Annotated in this window: 13 protein-coding genes; 6 read left to right on the forward strand and 7 right to left on the reverse strand. The window is 66.6% G+C overall.

Translation table 11 applies throughout. The features are described 5' to 3' along the window. The first annotated feature begins 146 nt into the window (after positions 1-146). Entirely contained in the window at positions 147-956 is an 810-nt protein-coding gene (locus HS053_RS14985) for a DODA-type extradiol aromatic ring-opening family dioxygenase (RefSeq protein ID WP_241699883.1), read from the forward strand. 62 nt (positions 957-1,018) lie between these two features. On the opposite strand, the gene murJ is transcribed toward HS053_RS14985, so the two are convergent. Genes murJ through HS053_RS15000 form a run of 3 tightly spaced genes read right to left on the reverse strand, consistent with a single transcriptional unit; the run spans position 1,019 to position 6,565 of the window. After that, on the reverse strand, positions 1,019-2,560 hold the full coding sequence (gene murJ / locus HS053_RS14990) for a murein biosynthesis integral membrane protein MurJ (RefSeq protein ID WP_174212078.1): 1,542 nt from the start codon (positions 2,558-2,560) through the stop codon (positions 1,019-1,021). A 37-nt stretch (positions 2,561-2,597) separates the two neighbouring features. Continuing rightward, positions 2,598-5,378 (reverse strand): [protein-PII] uridylyltransferase, encoded by a 2,781-nt coding sequence (locus HS053_RS14995; protein WP_174212079.1) that lies wholly within the window; start codon positions 5,376-5,378, stop codon positions 2,598-2,600. 20 nt (positions 5,379-5,398) lie between these two features. Continuing rightward, complete coding sequence (locus tag HS053_RS15000) at positions 5,399-6,565, reverse strand: penicillin-binding protein activator (protein WP_174212080.1); 1,167 nt, start codon at positions 6,563-6,565, stop codon at positions 5,399-5,401. A gap of 99 nt (positions 6,566-6,664) precedes the next feature. Between HS053_RS15000 and rsmI the strand changes: the two genes are divergently transcribed. The 3 genes from rsmI to gshB are packed head-to-tail and all read left to right on the forward strand — an operon-like array spanning position 6,665 to position 8,892. Then, complete coding sequence (gene rsmI, locus HS053_RS15005; protein ID WP_174212081.1) at positions 6,665-7,537, forward strand: 16S rRNA (cytidine(1402)-2'-O)-methyltransferase; 873 nt, start codon at positions 6,665-6,667, stop codon at positions 7,535-7,537. Beyond that, a complete protein-coding gene (locus HS053_RS15010) occupies positions 7,534-7,887 on the forward strand; it encodes a YraN family protein (protein WP_174212082.1) in 354 nt (117 codons plus the stop codon). Before rsmI ends, HS053_RS15010 begins: the two co-directional genes overlap by 4 nt. Before the next feature lie 60 nt (positions 7,888-7,947). Next, complete coding sequence (gene gshB, locus HS053_RS15015) at positions 7,948-8,892, forward strand: glutathione synthase (protein ID WP_174212083.1); 945 nt, start codon at positions 7,948-7,950, stop codon at positions 8,890-8,892. 32 nt (positions 8,893-8,924) lie between these two features. Here the strand turns inward: gshB and HS053_RS15020 are convergent, their stop codons facing one another. From HS053_RS15020 to cobU, 4 genes are all read right to left on the reverse strand, one after another. Further along, positions 8,925-10,445: a YifB family Mg chelatase-like AAA ATPase gene (locus tag HS053_RS15020; RefSeq protein ID WP_174212084.1), complete on the reverse strand. Its 1,521-nt coding sequence runs from the start codon at positions 10,443-10,445 to the stop codon at positions 8,925-8,927. 175 nt (positions 10,446-10,620) lie between these two features. Continuing rightward, positions 10,621-11,487 carry a glutathione S-transferase gene (locus HS053_RS15025; RefSeq protein ID WP_174212208.1) on the reverse strand — a complete coding sequence of 289 codons (867 nt, stop codon included), beginning with the start codon at positions 11,485-11,487 and terminating at the stop codon, positions 10,621-10,623. 78 nt (positions 11,488-11,565) lie between these two features. Continuing rightward, positions 11,566-12,144 carry a histidine phosphatase family protein gene (locus tag HS053_RS15030; RefSeq protein ID WP_174212085.1) on the reverse strand — a complete coding sequence of 193 codons (579 nt, stop codon included), beginning with the start codon at positions 12,142-12,144 and terminating at the stop codon, positions 11,566-11,568. After that, complete coding sequence (gene cobU / locus HS053_RS15035) at positions 12,141-12,689, reverse strand: bifunctional adenosylcobinamide kinase/adenosylcobinamide-phosphate guanylyltransferase (protein ID WP_174212086.1); 549 nt, start codon at positions 12,687-12,689, stop codon at positions 12,141-12,143. Before cobU ends, HS053_RS15030 begins: the two co-directional genes overlap by 4 nt. A 64-nt stretch (positions 12,690-12,753) precedes the next feature. Here cobU and HS053_RS15040 point away from each other — a divergent pair, with 64 nt between their 5' ends. After that, positions 12,754-13,629 carry an RNA polymerase factor sigma-32 gene (locus HS053_RS15040; protein ID WP_174212087.1) on the forward strand — a complete coding sequence of 292 codons (876 nt, stop codon included), beginning with the start codon at positions 12,754-12,756 and terminating at the stop codon, positions 13,627-13,629. An 83-nt stretch (positions 13,630-13,712) separates the two neighbouring features. Further along, positions 13,713-14,924 carry a bifunctional phosphopantothenoylcysteine decarboxylase/phosphopantothenate--cysteine ligase CoaBC gene (gene coaBC / locus HS053_RS15045; protein WP_174212088.1) on the forward strand — a complete coding sequence of 404 codons (1,212 nt, stop codon included), beginning with the start codon at positions 13,713-13,715 and terminating at the stop codon, positions 14,922-14,924. Position 14,925: the final 1 nt, after the last annotated feature.

Below are 14,925 nucleotides of genomic sequence, written 5' to 3' on the forward strand. Positions count from 1 at the left end.
GATGGCGGACTATGACAGGGCGCCACGGGAAAGTGCAAGGCATCGGCGCCAACTTGTGCAATCCTGCACGTCTTTGCCGCGATAGCGGCCCCTTTCTTTACGTTGCGCGCAAAGCTGCCCTGCCCCATCTTTGCGCCATCCCCGCAATGGAGACCGCAATGACCACCCGGATGCCCACCTATTTCATCAGCCACGGCGGCGGCCCCTGGCCCTGGATGCCCGACTGGCGCGCCATGTTCAAAAACCTCGAAGCCAGTTTCGTGCAGATGGTCAAGGATCTGCCCGAGCGGCCCAAAGCCATCCTGATGATCTCGGGCCATTGGGAGGAAGAGAGTTTTGCGGTGATGACCTCGGCCAACCCGCCGATGGTCTATGACTATCACGGCTTTCCGCCCGAGACGTTTCAGATCAAATATCCCGCCCCCGGCGCCCCCGATCTGGCCCGCAAGGCGGCCGATCTGATCGCGGCGGCGGGGCTGCCGGTGCGGCTGGACGCCAGCCAAGGCTTTGACCACGGCTGTTTCGTGCCCGCCTTCGTGATGTATCCCGATGCCTCGGTGCCGGTGTTCCAGATTTCGCTGCAGAAGGGCTATGATCCGGCAACCCATCTTGCGCTTGGCCGCGCGCTTGCGCCCCTGCGCGATGAAGGCGTGCTGATCGTCGGCTCGGGCCTGAGCTATCATAACCTGCGGCTCTTCGGGCCGGGCGCCAAGGTGCCGTCCGAAGCCTTCGACGCCTGGCTGGCAAAAGTGATGGCCGCCGATCCCGCCACGCGGAGCGCCGCCTTGGTGGATTGGGAAAGCGCGCCCTATGCCCGGGTCTGCCACGCGCAAGAGGACCATTTTGCGCCGATCTGGGCGGTGGTCGGCGCCGCCGAAGGCGAGACCGCGCGGCAGGTCTACCACGACACCGGGTTGTTTGGTGGCGTCACCGCGTCGAGCTATCGTTTGGGGTAAGGCAGGATGGGCAGATTGCCCATCCTACGGGTCCGGTAGGATGGGCAATCTGCCCATCCGCCTCACCCCCTGCGCCGCATCCCGCGCAGGTCGGACAGGCGGAAGGCGCCCAGCGCCATCGCCGTGCCGAAATAGCTGACCATCCCTGCCCCGACCAACAGCGCCAGCGCGCCATAGCGCCAGCCGGGGCTGACAAGCGCCTCGGCCAGAAGCCGCGCCCCGAACCACAGCACGACCGCCATGACCGCACAGGCCACCAGAATCCGTGGTAGCCGCTGGCGCAGGCGGTCGTCCAGTTGCGCCTCGGGCCCGATCCGGCGCGAACCCCACCAAAGCTGCGCCACCATGATCCAGCCCGAAATCGTCGTGGCCCAGGCGGCGGCGGCAAAGCCCAGAACCGGCATCAGACCCAGCGCCAGCCCGGCATTCACCACCATGGAAATCACCGCATAGCGGAAGGGGCTGCGGCTGTCCTCCCGGGCATAGAACAGAGGTTGCAGAACCTTGTGCAGCACGAAAGCCGGCAGACCGGCGCCATAGATCGCCAGCGCCAGTGCCGTTGCCGCCGTATCCGCCGCCCCGAAGGCGCCGCGCTGATACAGCACCTGCGTCAGCGGCAGCGCGATCACCACCAGCGCCACGGCGGCAGGCAGGGTCAGGAACAGCCCAAACTCGGTGCCGCGGTTGAAACTGGCCCGCCCGCCTGTCGCATCGCCGGCGCGCAGGCGGCGCGACAGGTCGGGCAACAGGACGGTGCCGATGGCGATGCCCACCACCCCCAGCGGCAGTTGGTAAAGCCGGTCCGCCAGCACTAGCCAGGTGACCGCCCCTTCGGTATAGCTCGCCACCTGACGGCCCACCAAAAGGTTGACCTGCACAACCCCCCCGGCCAGCACGGCAGGCGCCGCAATCGCCGCCAGCCGCCGCAGATCGGGCGTCAGACGCGGCAGCCGCAGATGCAGCCGGAACCCGATCCGCCAGGCCGAAATCCAGGTGAAGGCCAGTTGCACCACCCCCGTCACCGGCACGCACCAGGCCAGCGTCAGCCCCATATCCCAACCCGCCCACGCCGCCAGCATCATGGCGGCAATGAAGATCAGGTTCAGCAGGACCGGCACGAACCCCGCCTCGGTAAAACGGCCATGGGCGTTCAGCACCCCCGAGAGCAGCGCCACCAGCGAGATGAAAAGGATATAGTTGAAGCCGATCTCGCCATAGGTCACCGCAAGGTCGAACCGCGCATCGCCCGCAAAGCCCGAAGCCATGGCCCAGACCAGCCAGGGCATGGCCAGCGTGCCAAGGATCGAAAACACAAACAGCAGCGCCGCCATGCCGGTAAAGGCATCTTCGGCAAAGCGTTGCGCATCCTCGCCGCCTTCCAGCTTTTTGGCGAACATCGGCACGAAGGCCATGTTGAAGGCGCCCTCGGCAAAGAAGCGGCGGAACATGTTGGGCAGCGAGAAGGCGACGTTAAAGGCATCGGCCACCGGCCCGGCGCCGAGATAGGCCGCGATCATCATGTCACGCGCAAAGCCCACCCCGCGCGACAGCAGGGTCCAGCCGCCGACCGTCACCACCGACCGCATGAGCGAGATGGGTTTCATCGGGACGCCTTTCCGCCGGGCCAGAGGATCAGATCCATTACAGCGTCTGCGCCCGTTCGGCGCCCTCGGTGATGGCCTGCCGCAGCTTGCGGTCAAGGCTTTCCTGCTTGCCCTTGGCGTGCAGCTTCAGCCCGAACATGTCCTTGACATAGAAGCTGTCCACCACCTGCGCCCCATAGGTCGCAATCACCGCGCTGGCGATATAGATGTTGTTGGCCGCCAGCGTCCGGGTCAGATCATAAAGCAGCCCGGGCCGGTCGCGGGTATCAACCTCGATGATGGTGTAGATTTCCGACCCTTCGTTGTCGAAGGTGATATGGGTGGGAAAGCGGAACTCGCGCTCGCGCTTTTTCACCTTGTCACGGCCGGCAAGCGCCTGCCGGGCCACCACCTCGCCGCGCAGGGTCTTTTCGATCATCTGGCGCAGGCGTGGCAGGCCCGCCACCTCATAGGGTTTGCCCTCGCGGTCCTGCACCCAGAAGACCGGCGTCGCATAGCCGTCCTTTGAGGTATAGGTCCGCGCATCGACCACATTGGCCCCCACCAGCGCCAGCGCCCCGGCAAGCCGCGAGAAGATGCCCGGATGGTCAGCCAGCGCGAAAGCCGCCCGCGTGGCATCGCGCCCGGAATCCGGGTGCAGGTCGATGCGGATTTCATCATCGCCCAGACCCTTGAGCATCCGGGCGAAGACCTCTTGCGTGTCGGTGGTCAGCCCCTGCCAATAGGGCGCATAGTGCCGCCCGCATTCGCGGTTGATCTCTTCCGCGGTCCAGTCGGCCAGCCGGGCGCGCAGGGCGGCCTTCGCCTCATCCTCGCGCTTTTCGCGGTTGTAATGTTCCAGCCCGCCTTCCAGCGCCTCGGCGGTCAGCCGGTAAAGCTGGCGCAGCAGCATGGCCTTCCAGTTGTTCCAGGTGTCCGGTCCCACGCCGCGGATGTCGCAGACCGTCAGCACCGTCAAAAGGTCCAGCCGCTTGCGGGTCTTCACCGCCTTGGCAAAGTCGCGCACCGTGCGCGGGTCGCCGATGTCACGCTTCTGCGCCATGTCGGACATCAGCAGGTGATAGCGCACCAGCCATTCGACGGTTTCGCTTTCTTCCTCGTTCAGGCCCAACCGCGGCGCAACCCGCCGCGCAATCTGCGCGCCGATGATGGAATGATCCTCGGGCCGACCCTTGCCGATGTCATGCAGCAGCAGCGCCACATACAGCACCCGCCGGTTCACCCCCGCCTTGAGGATGGAGGAGGACAGCGGCAGATCCTCGATCAGCTCCCCCCGCTCGATCTGGGCAAGGGTAGAGATGGTCTGGATGATATGCTCGTCCACCGTGTAATGGTGATAGACGTTGAACTGCATCATCGCCACGACCGGCTCAAACTCGGGCAGGAAGGCTGACAGAACGCCCAATTCGTTCATCCGCCGCAGCGAACGTTCCGGGTTGCCGTGTTTCAGCATCAGGTCAAGGAAGATGCGCTGCGCTTCGGGGTTGTCGCGCATGTCATCGTCAATCAGGTGCAACTGCCCCGCCACCAGCCGCATGACATTGGGATGCAGCAGATAGCCCGAGCGCAGCCCCTCTTCGAACACCCGCAAGAGGTTCAGCTTGTCGGTCAGGAATTTCGCCGGATCGGCCACGTCGATGCGGCCCTGCACCAGTTTGTATCCCGGTTTCACCTTGTGGCGCCCGAACAGGCCCTTCAGCCGCGCTTCGGGCTTGGCATGGCGGGCCTCAAGCTCGGTCAGGAAGATGCGGGTCAGCTCGCCGACGCGGGTGGCATGGCGGAAGTAATCCTGCATGAAGATTTCGACCGCCCGCCGACCGCCGCTGTCACGGTAGCCCATGCGCGCGGCCACCTCGACCTGCAAATCGAAGGTCAACTGATCGGTGGCGCGGGCGGTGATGTAATGCATATGACAGCGGGCGGCCCAGAGGAACTCTTCGGCGCGCTGGAAGGTGGCGAACTCGTCCGCAGTGAAAAGCCCCGCCCCGACCAGCCCCGCCGCCGAGGGCACGCGGTTGAGGTATTTGCCAATCCAGTAAAGCGTTTGCAGGTCGCGCAACCCGCCCTTGGCCTCTTTGACATTCGGCTCAAGCACATAGCGTTGCCCGCCCTGCCGGCGGTGCCGCTCGGCCCGTTCGGCGAGCTTGGCCTCGATGAATTCGGGCCCGGTATTGCGGAACAACTCAGACCAGAGCCGGTCGCCCAATTCGGCAGCAAGGGGGGCATGGCCCGCGACAAAGCGATGTTCAAGCAGGGCGGTGCGGATGGTGATATCCTCACGCCCCAGCCGCAGGCAGTCCTTCACCGTGCGGCTGGCGTGACCCACCTTCAGCTTGAGATCCCAGAGCATGTAAAGCATCGATTCGATGACGCTTTCCGCCCAGGGGGTGATCTTCCACGGCGTCAGGAACAGCAGGTCCACATCGGAATGCGGCGCCATCTCGGCCCGGCCATAGCCGCCGACAGCAAGGACGGCTATCCGCTCCGCCTCGGTCGGGTTGGCCAAAGGGTGCAGAAGGTCGCGCGCCACCCGCAGGGCCACCCCCACCAGCGCATCGGTCAGCGCCGCCTGCGCGGCGACAAGCGGGCGGGCATCGCGGGGCCGGGCACGAAAAGCTTCGGCAAGGGCCGCATTGGCCGCCGCCTTGGCCACCGCGAGGTGGCGCACGGCAACCGCCCGCGCCGCCCGCGGCTCGCCGCCTTCGGCGAGGATCGGCAGCGCCTCGGCAGCGATGGCGGCCAGAACGGCAACCGGGTCAATCCGCCCGGCACCGGGCAGAAACGGCCCGGCAACCGCGGCCGAGGGAAGCTCACCCATCTCCTGCGGACCGGGCCGGATCAGAACCCGGCGCCGCCGAAGCTGCGCGGGGCAGGGTCGATCACCTGATACTGTCCGCCAGAAATGCGGGCGATGGCCAGACCGCGTTCGTTGGTGCCATCGCCGCGCAGCCGGAAGATGCCGTTCACGCCGACAAAACCCGAACCTTGGGTCAGCGCCGATTTGCTGACCGGCCCGGTCATGCGCGATTTCATCAGCGCGCCGATGGCGGCAATCCCGTCATAGGCCAGACCCGAGATCGGATGCGGCCCCTCGCCGAAGGCGCCCTGATAGCGGCTTTGATACTGGGCATAAAGGCCCGGATCGGGCAGCGCGAACCAGCCGCCCTGCACCCCCGGAAGCGACAGCGTGGCGGCAGGAATGTCCCACCGGGTCAGGCCGATGAACTGCGTCGTCGTGGGCGGCAGGCCGTTGTCGGCCAGCATCTGGCTGATCAGCGGCAAAGCACCTGCGGTATCGGCGGTCAGGAACAGCGCCTGCGCCCCCGAGGACCGGGCCTGCTGCACAATGGCCGGAGCCGCCTGCACCACGCCATTCTGCGAAAACTCATAGCTGCTGACCGCCACGACCGAACCGCCCGCAACCGCCACGCCCCGCTCGATCGCGCCACGGCCAAGGTTTCCGGCCGTGTTGCGGTCATGCACGACCATGATCTTGCCCTTGCCCTGACGCACCGCATAAGAGGCCAGACGGCGCGCGGTGTTGTCGAAGGTCGGGCCAAGCACGAAGACGTTATTCCCCGCGATATCAGTGTTGTTCGAGAAGGCCAGAACGTTCACGCCGCTGGCGGCCACCGCCACCCCCGCCGCATTCGCCTCTTGCGCATAGACCGGGCCAAGGATCACCTGCGCGCCCTCGGCCACCGCCTTGGTCGCCATCGCGGCGGCCTGCGACGGCTGGCCGGCGGTGTTGTAGACCCGCAGGTCGATCTGCACCCCGTTCAGGTCGGAAATCGCCATCCGCGCCGCATTCTGCAGCGACCGCGCCAGCAGCTCGTCACTGGCCTGACCCGAACCCGAGGGCACCAGCAAAGCCACCTGGACCTTGCCGCTGCCCGAGGTCGGCCCCGGAGCGGCGCCCGGCGTGCAGGCCGCAAGGGCAACCGCAGCAAGCGAAAGAGCAAGAGAACCCAGCGACTTGCGGGCGCGGCGCAAAACGGACAACATGGGGAAATCCTCACTCCCAAAGGCACGGCAATTGGGAGGCAAGCCTAAGGCCATCGCCGGGGGAAGTAAACTTGCGTTGAACCAAAGAGAGAGGCCGCGGTGACAATCGGCAAACTGACGCCCGAGACCCGGCCCCTTGCGGCGGGCCTGCATTTCATCTCGACCCCGATCGGGGCGGCGCGCGACATCACCTTGCGCGCGCTGGACATTCTGGCCTCGGCCGATGTGCTGGCAGCGGAAGACACTCGCACCCTGCGCCATCTGATGGAAATTCACGGCGTGGCGCTGAACGGGCGCCCGTTGGTGGCCTATCACGAACACAACGCCCCGCAGGCCCTGCCACGGCTGCTGTCGGCAATGGCAGCGGGCAAGAGCGTGGCCTATGCCTCCGAGGCCGGAACGCCGCTGGTGTCTGACCCCGGCTTCGAACTGGCGCGGGCGGCGGTGGCAGCGGGTCAGACGGTGCTGGCCGCCCCCGGCCCCTCGGCGGTGCTGTGCGCGCTGACCGTCTCGGGCCTGCCCTCGGACCGTTTTCTGTTCGCAGGCTTCCCCCCGGCCGCCAAAGGCGCACGCGAAACCTTCCTCAGGGAACTGGCGCCGATGCAGGCAACCCTGATCCTCTATGAATCGCCGAAACGCATTCAACAATTGTTAGAGGATTTGGTGCAGTTTCTGGGAGGAGAACGACAGGCGGCCGTCTGCCGGGAACTGACCAAGCGATTCGAGGAGGTCAGCCGGGGAACGCTGGCCGATCTGGCGGCGGCCTATGCAGATCGGGAGGTGAAGGGCGAAATCGTGGTGGTGATCGACCGGGCGGCAGTGCGGGCGGCCGATGCGGAAACCGTCGATCAGGCGCTGGGGCGGGCCCTGCAGGAGATGTCGGTGAAAGACGCGGCGGCAGCGGTGGCCGAGGCGTTCGGTTTGCCGCGCAAAGACGTGTATCGGATGGCCTTGGGCCGGGGGGACAAATGAGCGGATTGCAATCCTATCGGGCAGGTCTTCACGCCGAAGAGGCGGTGGAGCGGGTTTACAACCGATCCGGCAGAATGGTCTGCGCCCGGCGCTGGCGGGGCATTTCGGGCGAGATCGACCTGATCGCACGCGACGGTGCCGAAGTGATCTTCATCGAGGTCAAGCAGAGCCGGACCCATGACGAAGCGGCCCTGCATCTGTCGGAACGGCAGATCGCCCGCATATGTGGCGCAGCGGCCGAGTTCATTGGCGGCGAACCCGCCGGGCAGTTGACGCCGGTGCGGTTCGATCTGGCGCTGGTCGATGGTGCGGGGCGTATCGAGATTCTCGAGAATGCCTTTGCCGCGTGACGAATTGCATCCGGGCGCGGTCTGGGTCATCTAAGGGCAATCAAGCCCCGGAGGATGAACATGGCCCTGAAGGTCGCGCTGCAGATGGACCCGATCGGTTCGGTCAATATCAATGGCGATTCAACGTTCCGCATCGCGCTTGAGGCGCAGGCGCGCGGCCATACGCTGTTCTTCTACACGCCGGACAAACTGGCCTTTGTCGAAGGCCGGGTCATGGCGCGGGGTTTTCCCATCGAGCTGCGCCGCGAGATTGGCAACCATGTCAGCTATGGCCCGGAAACCGAGGTTGATCTGGCCGATTTCGATGTGGTCTGGCTGCGGCAGGATCCGCCCTTCGACATGAGCTATATCACCTCGACCCATCTGCTGGACATGATCCACCCCAAGACGCTGGTGGTGAATGATCCGTTCTGGGTGCGCAACTATCCCGAGAAGCTTTTGGTGCTGCGGTTCCCGCAACTGACGCCGCCCACCGCGATTGCCCGCGATCTGGCGACGATCCGCGCCTTCAAGGCGCGGCATGGCGATATCATCCTCAAGCCGCTCTATGGCAATGGTGGTGCGGGCGTGTTCCGGCTGGATGCCAATGACCGCAACCTTTCCTCGCTTTATGAATTGTTCACCGGCTTCTCGCGGGAACCGCTGATCGTGCAAAAATTCCTGCCGGATGTCGCCAAGGGTGACAAGCGGGTGATTCTGGTTGATGGCGAGCCGGTCGGCGCCATCAACCGGGTGCCGCAGGCGGGAGAGACCCGTTCAAACATGCATGTCGGTGGGCGGCCCGAAAAGATCGGGCTGACGGCGCGCGATCTGGAGATTTGCCGGACCATCGGGCCGGTTCTGCGCGAAAAGGGGCAGGTCTTCGTCGGGATCGACGTCATCGGCGATTGGCTGACCGAGATCAACGTGACCTCGCCCACCGGATTGCAGGAGCTGGAGCGGTTTGATGGCACCAATGCCGCCGCCCGCATCTGGGAAGTGATCGAGGCCAAGCGCCGGGCATAGGCACCAATCTGCGCCCGCCGCGCAGGGGCGCTTCAGCCATGCGCCTTCGCCCCGGCGATCAGCCGGAAGCTGACCGCTTCGGCGATATGGGGCAGGCGCACTTCGGCGGTGCCGTCAAGGTCGGCAATCGTGCGGGCCACCCGCATCACCCGGTGATAGCCGCGGGCCGAGAGGCCGAAGCGTTCGGCGACGCGGTTCAGCAGGGCGCGACCTTCGGCATCGGGTGCGGCCACCTCGTCGAGCAGGCGGCCCTCCATATCGGCATTGACGCGCACCCGCGGGTGATCGGCAAAGCGGGCGTTCTGGCGCGCGCGCGCGGCCTCGACCCGCGCGGCAACAATGGCCGAACTGTCGCCGGAGGCGGGCAGATCAAGATCGGTAAAGGCAACCGGCGGCACTTCCACGCGCAGATCGAAGCGGTCCATCAGCGGCCCCGAAATCCGGCCAAGGTAGTCGTCACCGCAGAGCGGAACCCGGGCGCAGGCCCGGGCGGGATCGGTAAGATAGCCGCATTTGCAGGGATTTGCCGCCGCGACCAGCAGAAAGCGGCAGGGATAGCGGATATGGGCATTCGCGCGGGCCACGACCACCTCGCCGGTCTCGATCGGCTGGCGCAGGGTTTCCAGCACCGCCCGGGAAAACTCGGGAAACTCGTCCATGAACAGCACGCCATTATGGGCGAGCGAGATTTCCCCGGGCTTGGCGCCCTTCCCCCCCCCGACGATGGCCGCCATCGAGGCGGTGTGATGCGGTTCGCGGAACGGACGGGCGCGGGAGATGCCGCCTTCGTTCAGCAACCCGGCCAGCGAATGGATCATCGAGGTTTCCAGCGCCTCTTGCGCCGCCAGGGGCGGCAGGATGCCCGGCAATCTGGCCGCCAGCATCGACTTTCCCGAACCGGGAGAGCCGACCATCATCAGATGGTGCCGCCCGGCCGCCGCGATTTCCAGCGCGCGTTTGGCACGTTCCTGCCCTTTGACCTCGCGCAGGTCGCGGCCGCTGGGCAAGGGGGTGACCTCACCCGCCTCGGCGGGGCTGAGGGCGGATTGGCCGGTATAATGGCGCACCACATCGTTGAGCGAGGCGGCGGCAAGAACCTCGGCCGCACCGACCCAGGCCGCCTCGGCGCCGCACCCCTTGGGGCAAAGCAACGTCTTGTCCTCTTCCGCCGCTGCCATGGCCGCAGGCAAGGCGCCGGTGACCGGGATCAACCGGCCATCCAGCGACAATTCCCCCAGCGCCAGCGTGTGTTCGACCTCTTCCTTGGGCAGGATGTCCAGCGCGGCCAGCAGGGCCAGCGCGATGGGCAGGTCGAAATGGCTGCCCTCTTTCGGAAGATCGGCGGGGGAGAGGTTGACGGTGATACGCTTGGAGGGCAGCGCGATCGACAGGGCGGCGATGGCGGCGCGAACCCGTTCGCGCGCCTCGGAAACCGCCTTGTCCGGCAGGCCCACCAGCGCGAAATTCGGCACGCCGGGGGTGACGGCACATTGCACCTCGACCAGCCGCGCCTCGACCCCTTCGAAGGCCACCGTAAAGGCCCGTGCGACCATGGGATGCTCCTTACCAATGGTTAACCGGTAGGGCGCAATGGTTGAGCAAAGGTTAACGACGGCGCAGGACCGGCGCGGGAAAATTCTTCGGCGAAGAATTTTGGCCCGGAGGCCCCGGCGGGGGTGCAGGTGGATGCCTGCGCCTCCGGCGGGGATATTTGGGCCAAGATGAAGGTCAGCCGCGCAGGGCCATGAACGGCGCCCAGGCTTCGGCGTCGGCCACCGTCTTGTCGCGGCAAAAGGCGTTGCAGAAGCCGAAGCGGCGGCCGTCCAGTTCCAGAACATGGGTCACCGGCTTGCCCGAATAGGGGCAGGCGGTGTTTTCGGCAGCAGTACCCTCGACGGCGCGGGCGGCCAGCGGCACCGGGCCGGGCCAGGGGCGGCGCGGCCAGTCGCGGCGGTAGAAGGGTTGGTCGGCCCCATCGACCAGCCCCATCGCCCGCCAGCGGCGGAAGCTGGGATGCGCAAGATGCGCCTGCACATAGGCCATGGCCCGGGGTGACACCGGCAGGTTATAGGTGGCGATCCGCGTCGCCACAGGGGCAAAGAAGGCATCTGCCGTCGAATAGGCGCCGGCAAGCCATGGGTTGTTGCCGGTCTGGTCCCAGGCCCAGCCCCAGAGCGTCTCCAGCCGGGCGAGGTCGGCCAGCACCTCGGCAGGCGGTTCGCAGGTGGTGTAGCTGACGCGCAGGTTCATCGGGCAATGGTTGCGCAGGGCGGTAAAGCCTGCATGCATCTCGGCGGCCAGAACCCGTGCCACGGCGCGCGCCCGGGGGTCGGCAGGCCAGAGGCCGGCTTCGGGGTGGCGGCTGGCCAGTTCTTCGGCGATGGCGATGGTTTCGGGCACCACCACCCCATCCGGCGTGCGCATGGTGGGGGCGGTTTTGCCGGGGAAGAACTCTTTGAGCATATTCGGCAATTCGTCGGAGTAGAGCCGGGCGAGCCGGGTCTTTACCGGAATGCCGAAGGCGTCGAACAACAGCCAGCCGCGCAGCGACCAGCTTGAATAGGCCCTGTCACCGATCACGAGGTCATAGGTCATCATCACTTCCCTTCCTGTCAGAGCCGAAGCTAGGGGGGGTGCGGCATCCTGAAAAGCGATGATTTGTGGGGCGCTCCATCACGGGCGGTGATTGACGCCGAGAAGGCTCCAGCGCCCGCCATCCAGCTGCAGGCAGGTGACCGAGAGGTTGGCGATATCCTGTGCCAGCGCCTCATAGGGGGAAATCGCGGCGGCGCGCTGAACCTGGGTCAGGATCGCGCCGAAATGAGCCACGGCGATGATGTCTTGCCCGGGGTGGGCGGCGGCCAGAGCGTCAGCCGCGGCGTCTATCCGGGCGGCGGCGGCGATCCAGCTTTCGCCGTTCGGCGGGGCGATATGGCCCGGCTCCTCCCAATAGCGGCGCGAGAGGTCGGGCCAGCGGGTGGCGACCTCGGTGAAGGGCAATCCGTCCCAGTCGCCGAAGTGAAACTCGCGCAGGGCGGGGTCATCGGGCAGGCGGCGGCGGCCAGGGCCAAGTGCATCGGCCGTGGCCGAGGCGCGGATCAGGTCCGAGGACACCAAGAGCGCCGGACGCGGCAGATGGGCGTTCAGCCGGGCAAGGGCGGCATGGTCGGACAGGTCGGCGGGAATGTCGCGCCAGCCGGCAAAGGCCCGCGCATGGGTCGGACCGTGGCGGACCCACCAGAGGCGCGTCATATCCCCTCCGGCAATTTGCCTTTGAGAACAAGCGGCAGCCCCGCCATGACCCCCACCACCAGATCGGCCTCTGCCGCGAGGCGCTGGTTCAGCCGCCCCTGTTCGTCACGAAAGGCACGGGCAAGGGCGTTTTCGGGCACGATGCCCCAGCCGACCTCGTTCGAGACAACCACCACCGGGCCGGCAGCTTGGGTAAGCGCCGCCAGCAGGGCCGCAATCTCGGCCTCCAGCTCCGCCCCGGCGAGCAGGGTGTTGGTCAGCCACAGGGTGGCGCAGTCGATCAGCACCGCCCCCCCTGCCCCGGCCAGCGCCCCCGCCACATCACGCGGCGCCTCGATGGTGGTCCAGCCTGCGCCGCGGTCCTGCCGGTGCGCGGCGATCCGCGCACGCATCTCATCATCCCAGGCTTCGGCGGTGGCGATATAGGTCAGCGGCAGGCCAGAGGCCCGCACCAGACGTTCAGCCAACCGCGATTTGCCAGACCGCGCGCCGCCGGTCACCAGCGTCAGTTTCGGGAAATCGGCGGGGGGCGGTGATCCGGTCAAAGATGTTTTCCGTATGAAAGTTTGGCCCGGCAAAGGGCCGCAGGATTGCCAATCGGGGGGCGTCATGGCGCTGGACGGATATAGCGATCAAACCCTGTCGCGCCAAGCGCGGGCGGCAGAGCTTCTGGATGCCGAGACCGAGGCAGCCCTGGCCCGCGCCTGGCGCGATCACGGCGATACCGCCGCGCTGCACCGGCTGGTGACGGCCTATATGCGGCTCGCGATTGCGACGGCGGCGCGGTTCCGCCGCTATGGCGCGCCGATGAACGACCTTGTGCAGGAGGCGGCGCTGGGTCTGATGAAGGCTGCCGAGAAATTCGACCCTGACCGGGGGGTGCGGTTTTCCACCTATGCCGTGTGGTGGATCAAGGCCGGGATACAGGATCATGTGATGCGCAACTGGTCACTGGTGCGGACCGGGTCCACCTCGGGGCAAAAGGCGCTGTTCTTCAACCTGCGCCGGGTGCAGGCCAAGCTTGAGCGCGAGGCGCACGCGCGGGGCGAGGTTCTGGACGCGGCACAGTTGCGCGAAAAGGTGGCGTCAGAGATCGGCGTGACGCTGGCCGAGGTGCAGATGATGGAGGGGCGGCTGGCGGGCATGGACGCCTCGCTCAATGCCACGCAGGCCGAGGATGAGGGGCGCGAGTGGATTGAAGTTCTGCCAGACGACGCCCCGCAGGCCGAAGCACAGGTGGAGGCGGCACATGACCGCGCCCGGCTGCGCGGCTGGCTGGCACAGGCGATGGCCGGGCTGAACCCGCGCGAGCGGCATATCGTGATCGAGCGCCGGTTGCGCGACGAGCCGCGGACGCTGGAAAGCCTTGGCAGCGAGCTGGGCCTGTCGAAAGAGCGCATCCGGCAGTTGGAGGCGGCGGCCTATGGCAAGCTGCGCAAGTCGCTGACCGAAGCCGCGCCCGAGGTGATGGCCTTCCTTGCCTGACCCGTGCGCCCGGCTTGTGCGCCCGACTTGTGCCGCGGCGCCTGCGGGCCTAATGCTTGGCAACGGGCGGCGGGAGAGGCCAGATGCTGGCAGGCAAGCGGATACTTCTGATCATCGGCGGCGGCATCGCAGCCTATAAATCCTTGCTTCTTATCAGGCTCTTGAAGGCCGAAGGCGTGCATGTGACCCCGGTTCTGACCGCAGGCGGGGCCGAGTTCGTCACCCCGTTGTCGGTTTCGGCCCTTGCGGGGGAAAAGGTCTATCAGGCGCTGTTCGACCTCACGGATGAGGCGGAGATGGGCCATATCCAGCTTTCCCGGGTGGCTGATCTGATCGTGGTGGCGCCTGCGACGGCGGACCTTCTGGCCAAGATGGCGGGCGGGCGGGCCGAGGATCTGGCCTCCACCCTGCTGCTGGCGACCGATACCCGGGTTCTGGCGGCGCCGGCGATGAATGTGCGAATGTGGCAGCATCCGGCGACGCAGCGCAATCTTGCGCAACTGCGCGCCGACGGGGTGCTGTTCGTCGGCCCGGACGAAGGCGACATGGCCTGCGGCGAATATGGGCCGGGCCGTCTGGCCGAACCGCCTGCCATTCTGGAGGCGATCCGTGCGGCGCTGGTGCGGGGGCCGCTGGTGGGAAAGCATGTGCTGGTCACCTCTGGCCCGACCCATGAACCCATTGATCCGGTTCGTTATATTGCCAACCGCTCTTCGGGCGCGCAGGGCACCGCCGTTGCGGCGGCGCTGCGCGATCTGGGGGCAAAGGTGACCTTTGTGACCGGCCCCGCCTCGGTTCCGCCGCCCGAAGGCGTGGCGGTGGTGCGGGTGGAAACCGCCGCCGAAATGCGTGCGGCGGTCGAGGCGGCGCTGCCCGCCGATGTGGCGGTAATGGCGGCGGCGGTGGCCGATTGGCGGGTCGCCAATGCCGGGGCGCAGAAGATCAAGAAGGACGGCTCGGGCCGCCTGCCCGTGTTGGAATTCGCCGAGAACCCCGACATTCTGGCTTGGATTTCAAAGGCTTCCCAACGCCCCGCGCTGGTCGTCGGCTTTGCCGCGGAAACCGAGAAAGTGGTGGACCATGCCACGGCCAAGCGGCTGCGCAAAGGCTGCGACTGGATCGTTGCCAATGATGTCTCGCCCGCGACGGGGATCATGGGGGGCAGCGAAAACGCGGTGACGGTGATTGATGCCGAAGGGGCCGAAACCTGGCCCCGCATGGCCAAGGACGCGGTGGCGCGGCGGCTGGCCGCGCGGATTGCGGATGCGGTAAATCGCGTTGAAACAAAGGGTTAAA

This window comes from Tabrizicola fusiformis (assembly GCF_013328815.1).
Lineage (GTDB): Bacteria > Pseudomonadota > Alphaproteobacteria > Rhodobacterales > Rhodobacteraceae > Fuscibacter.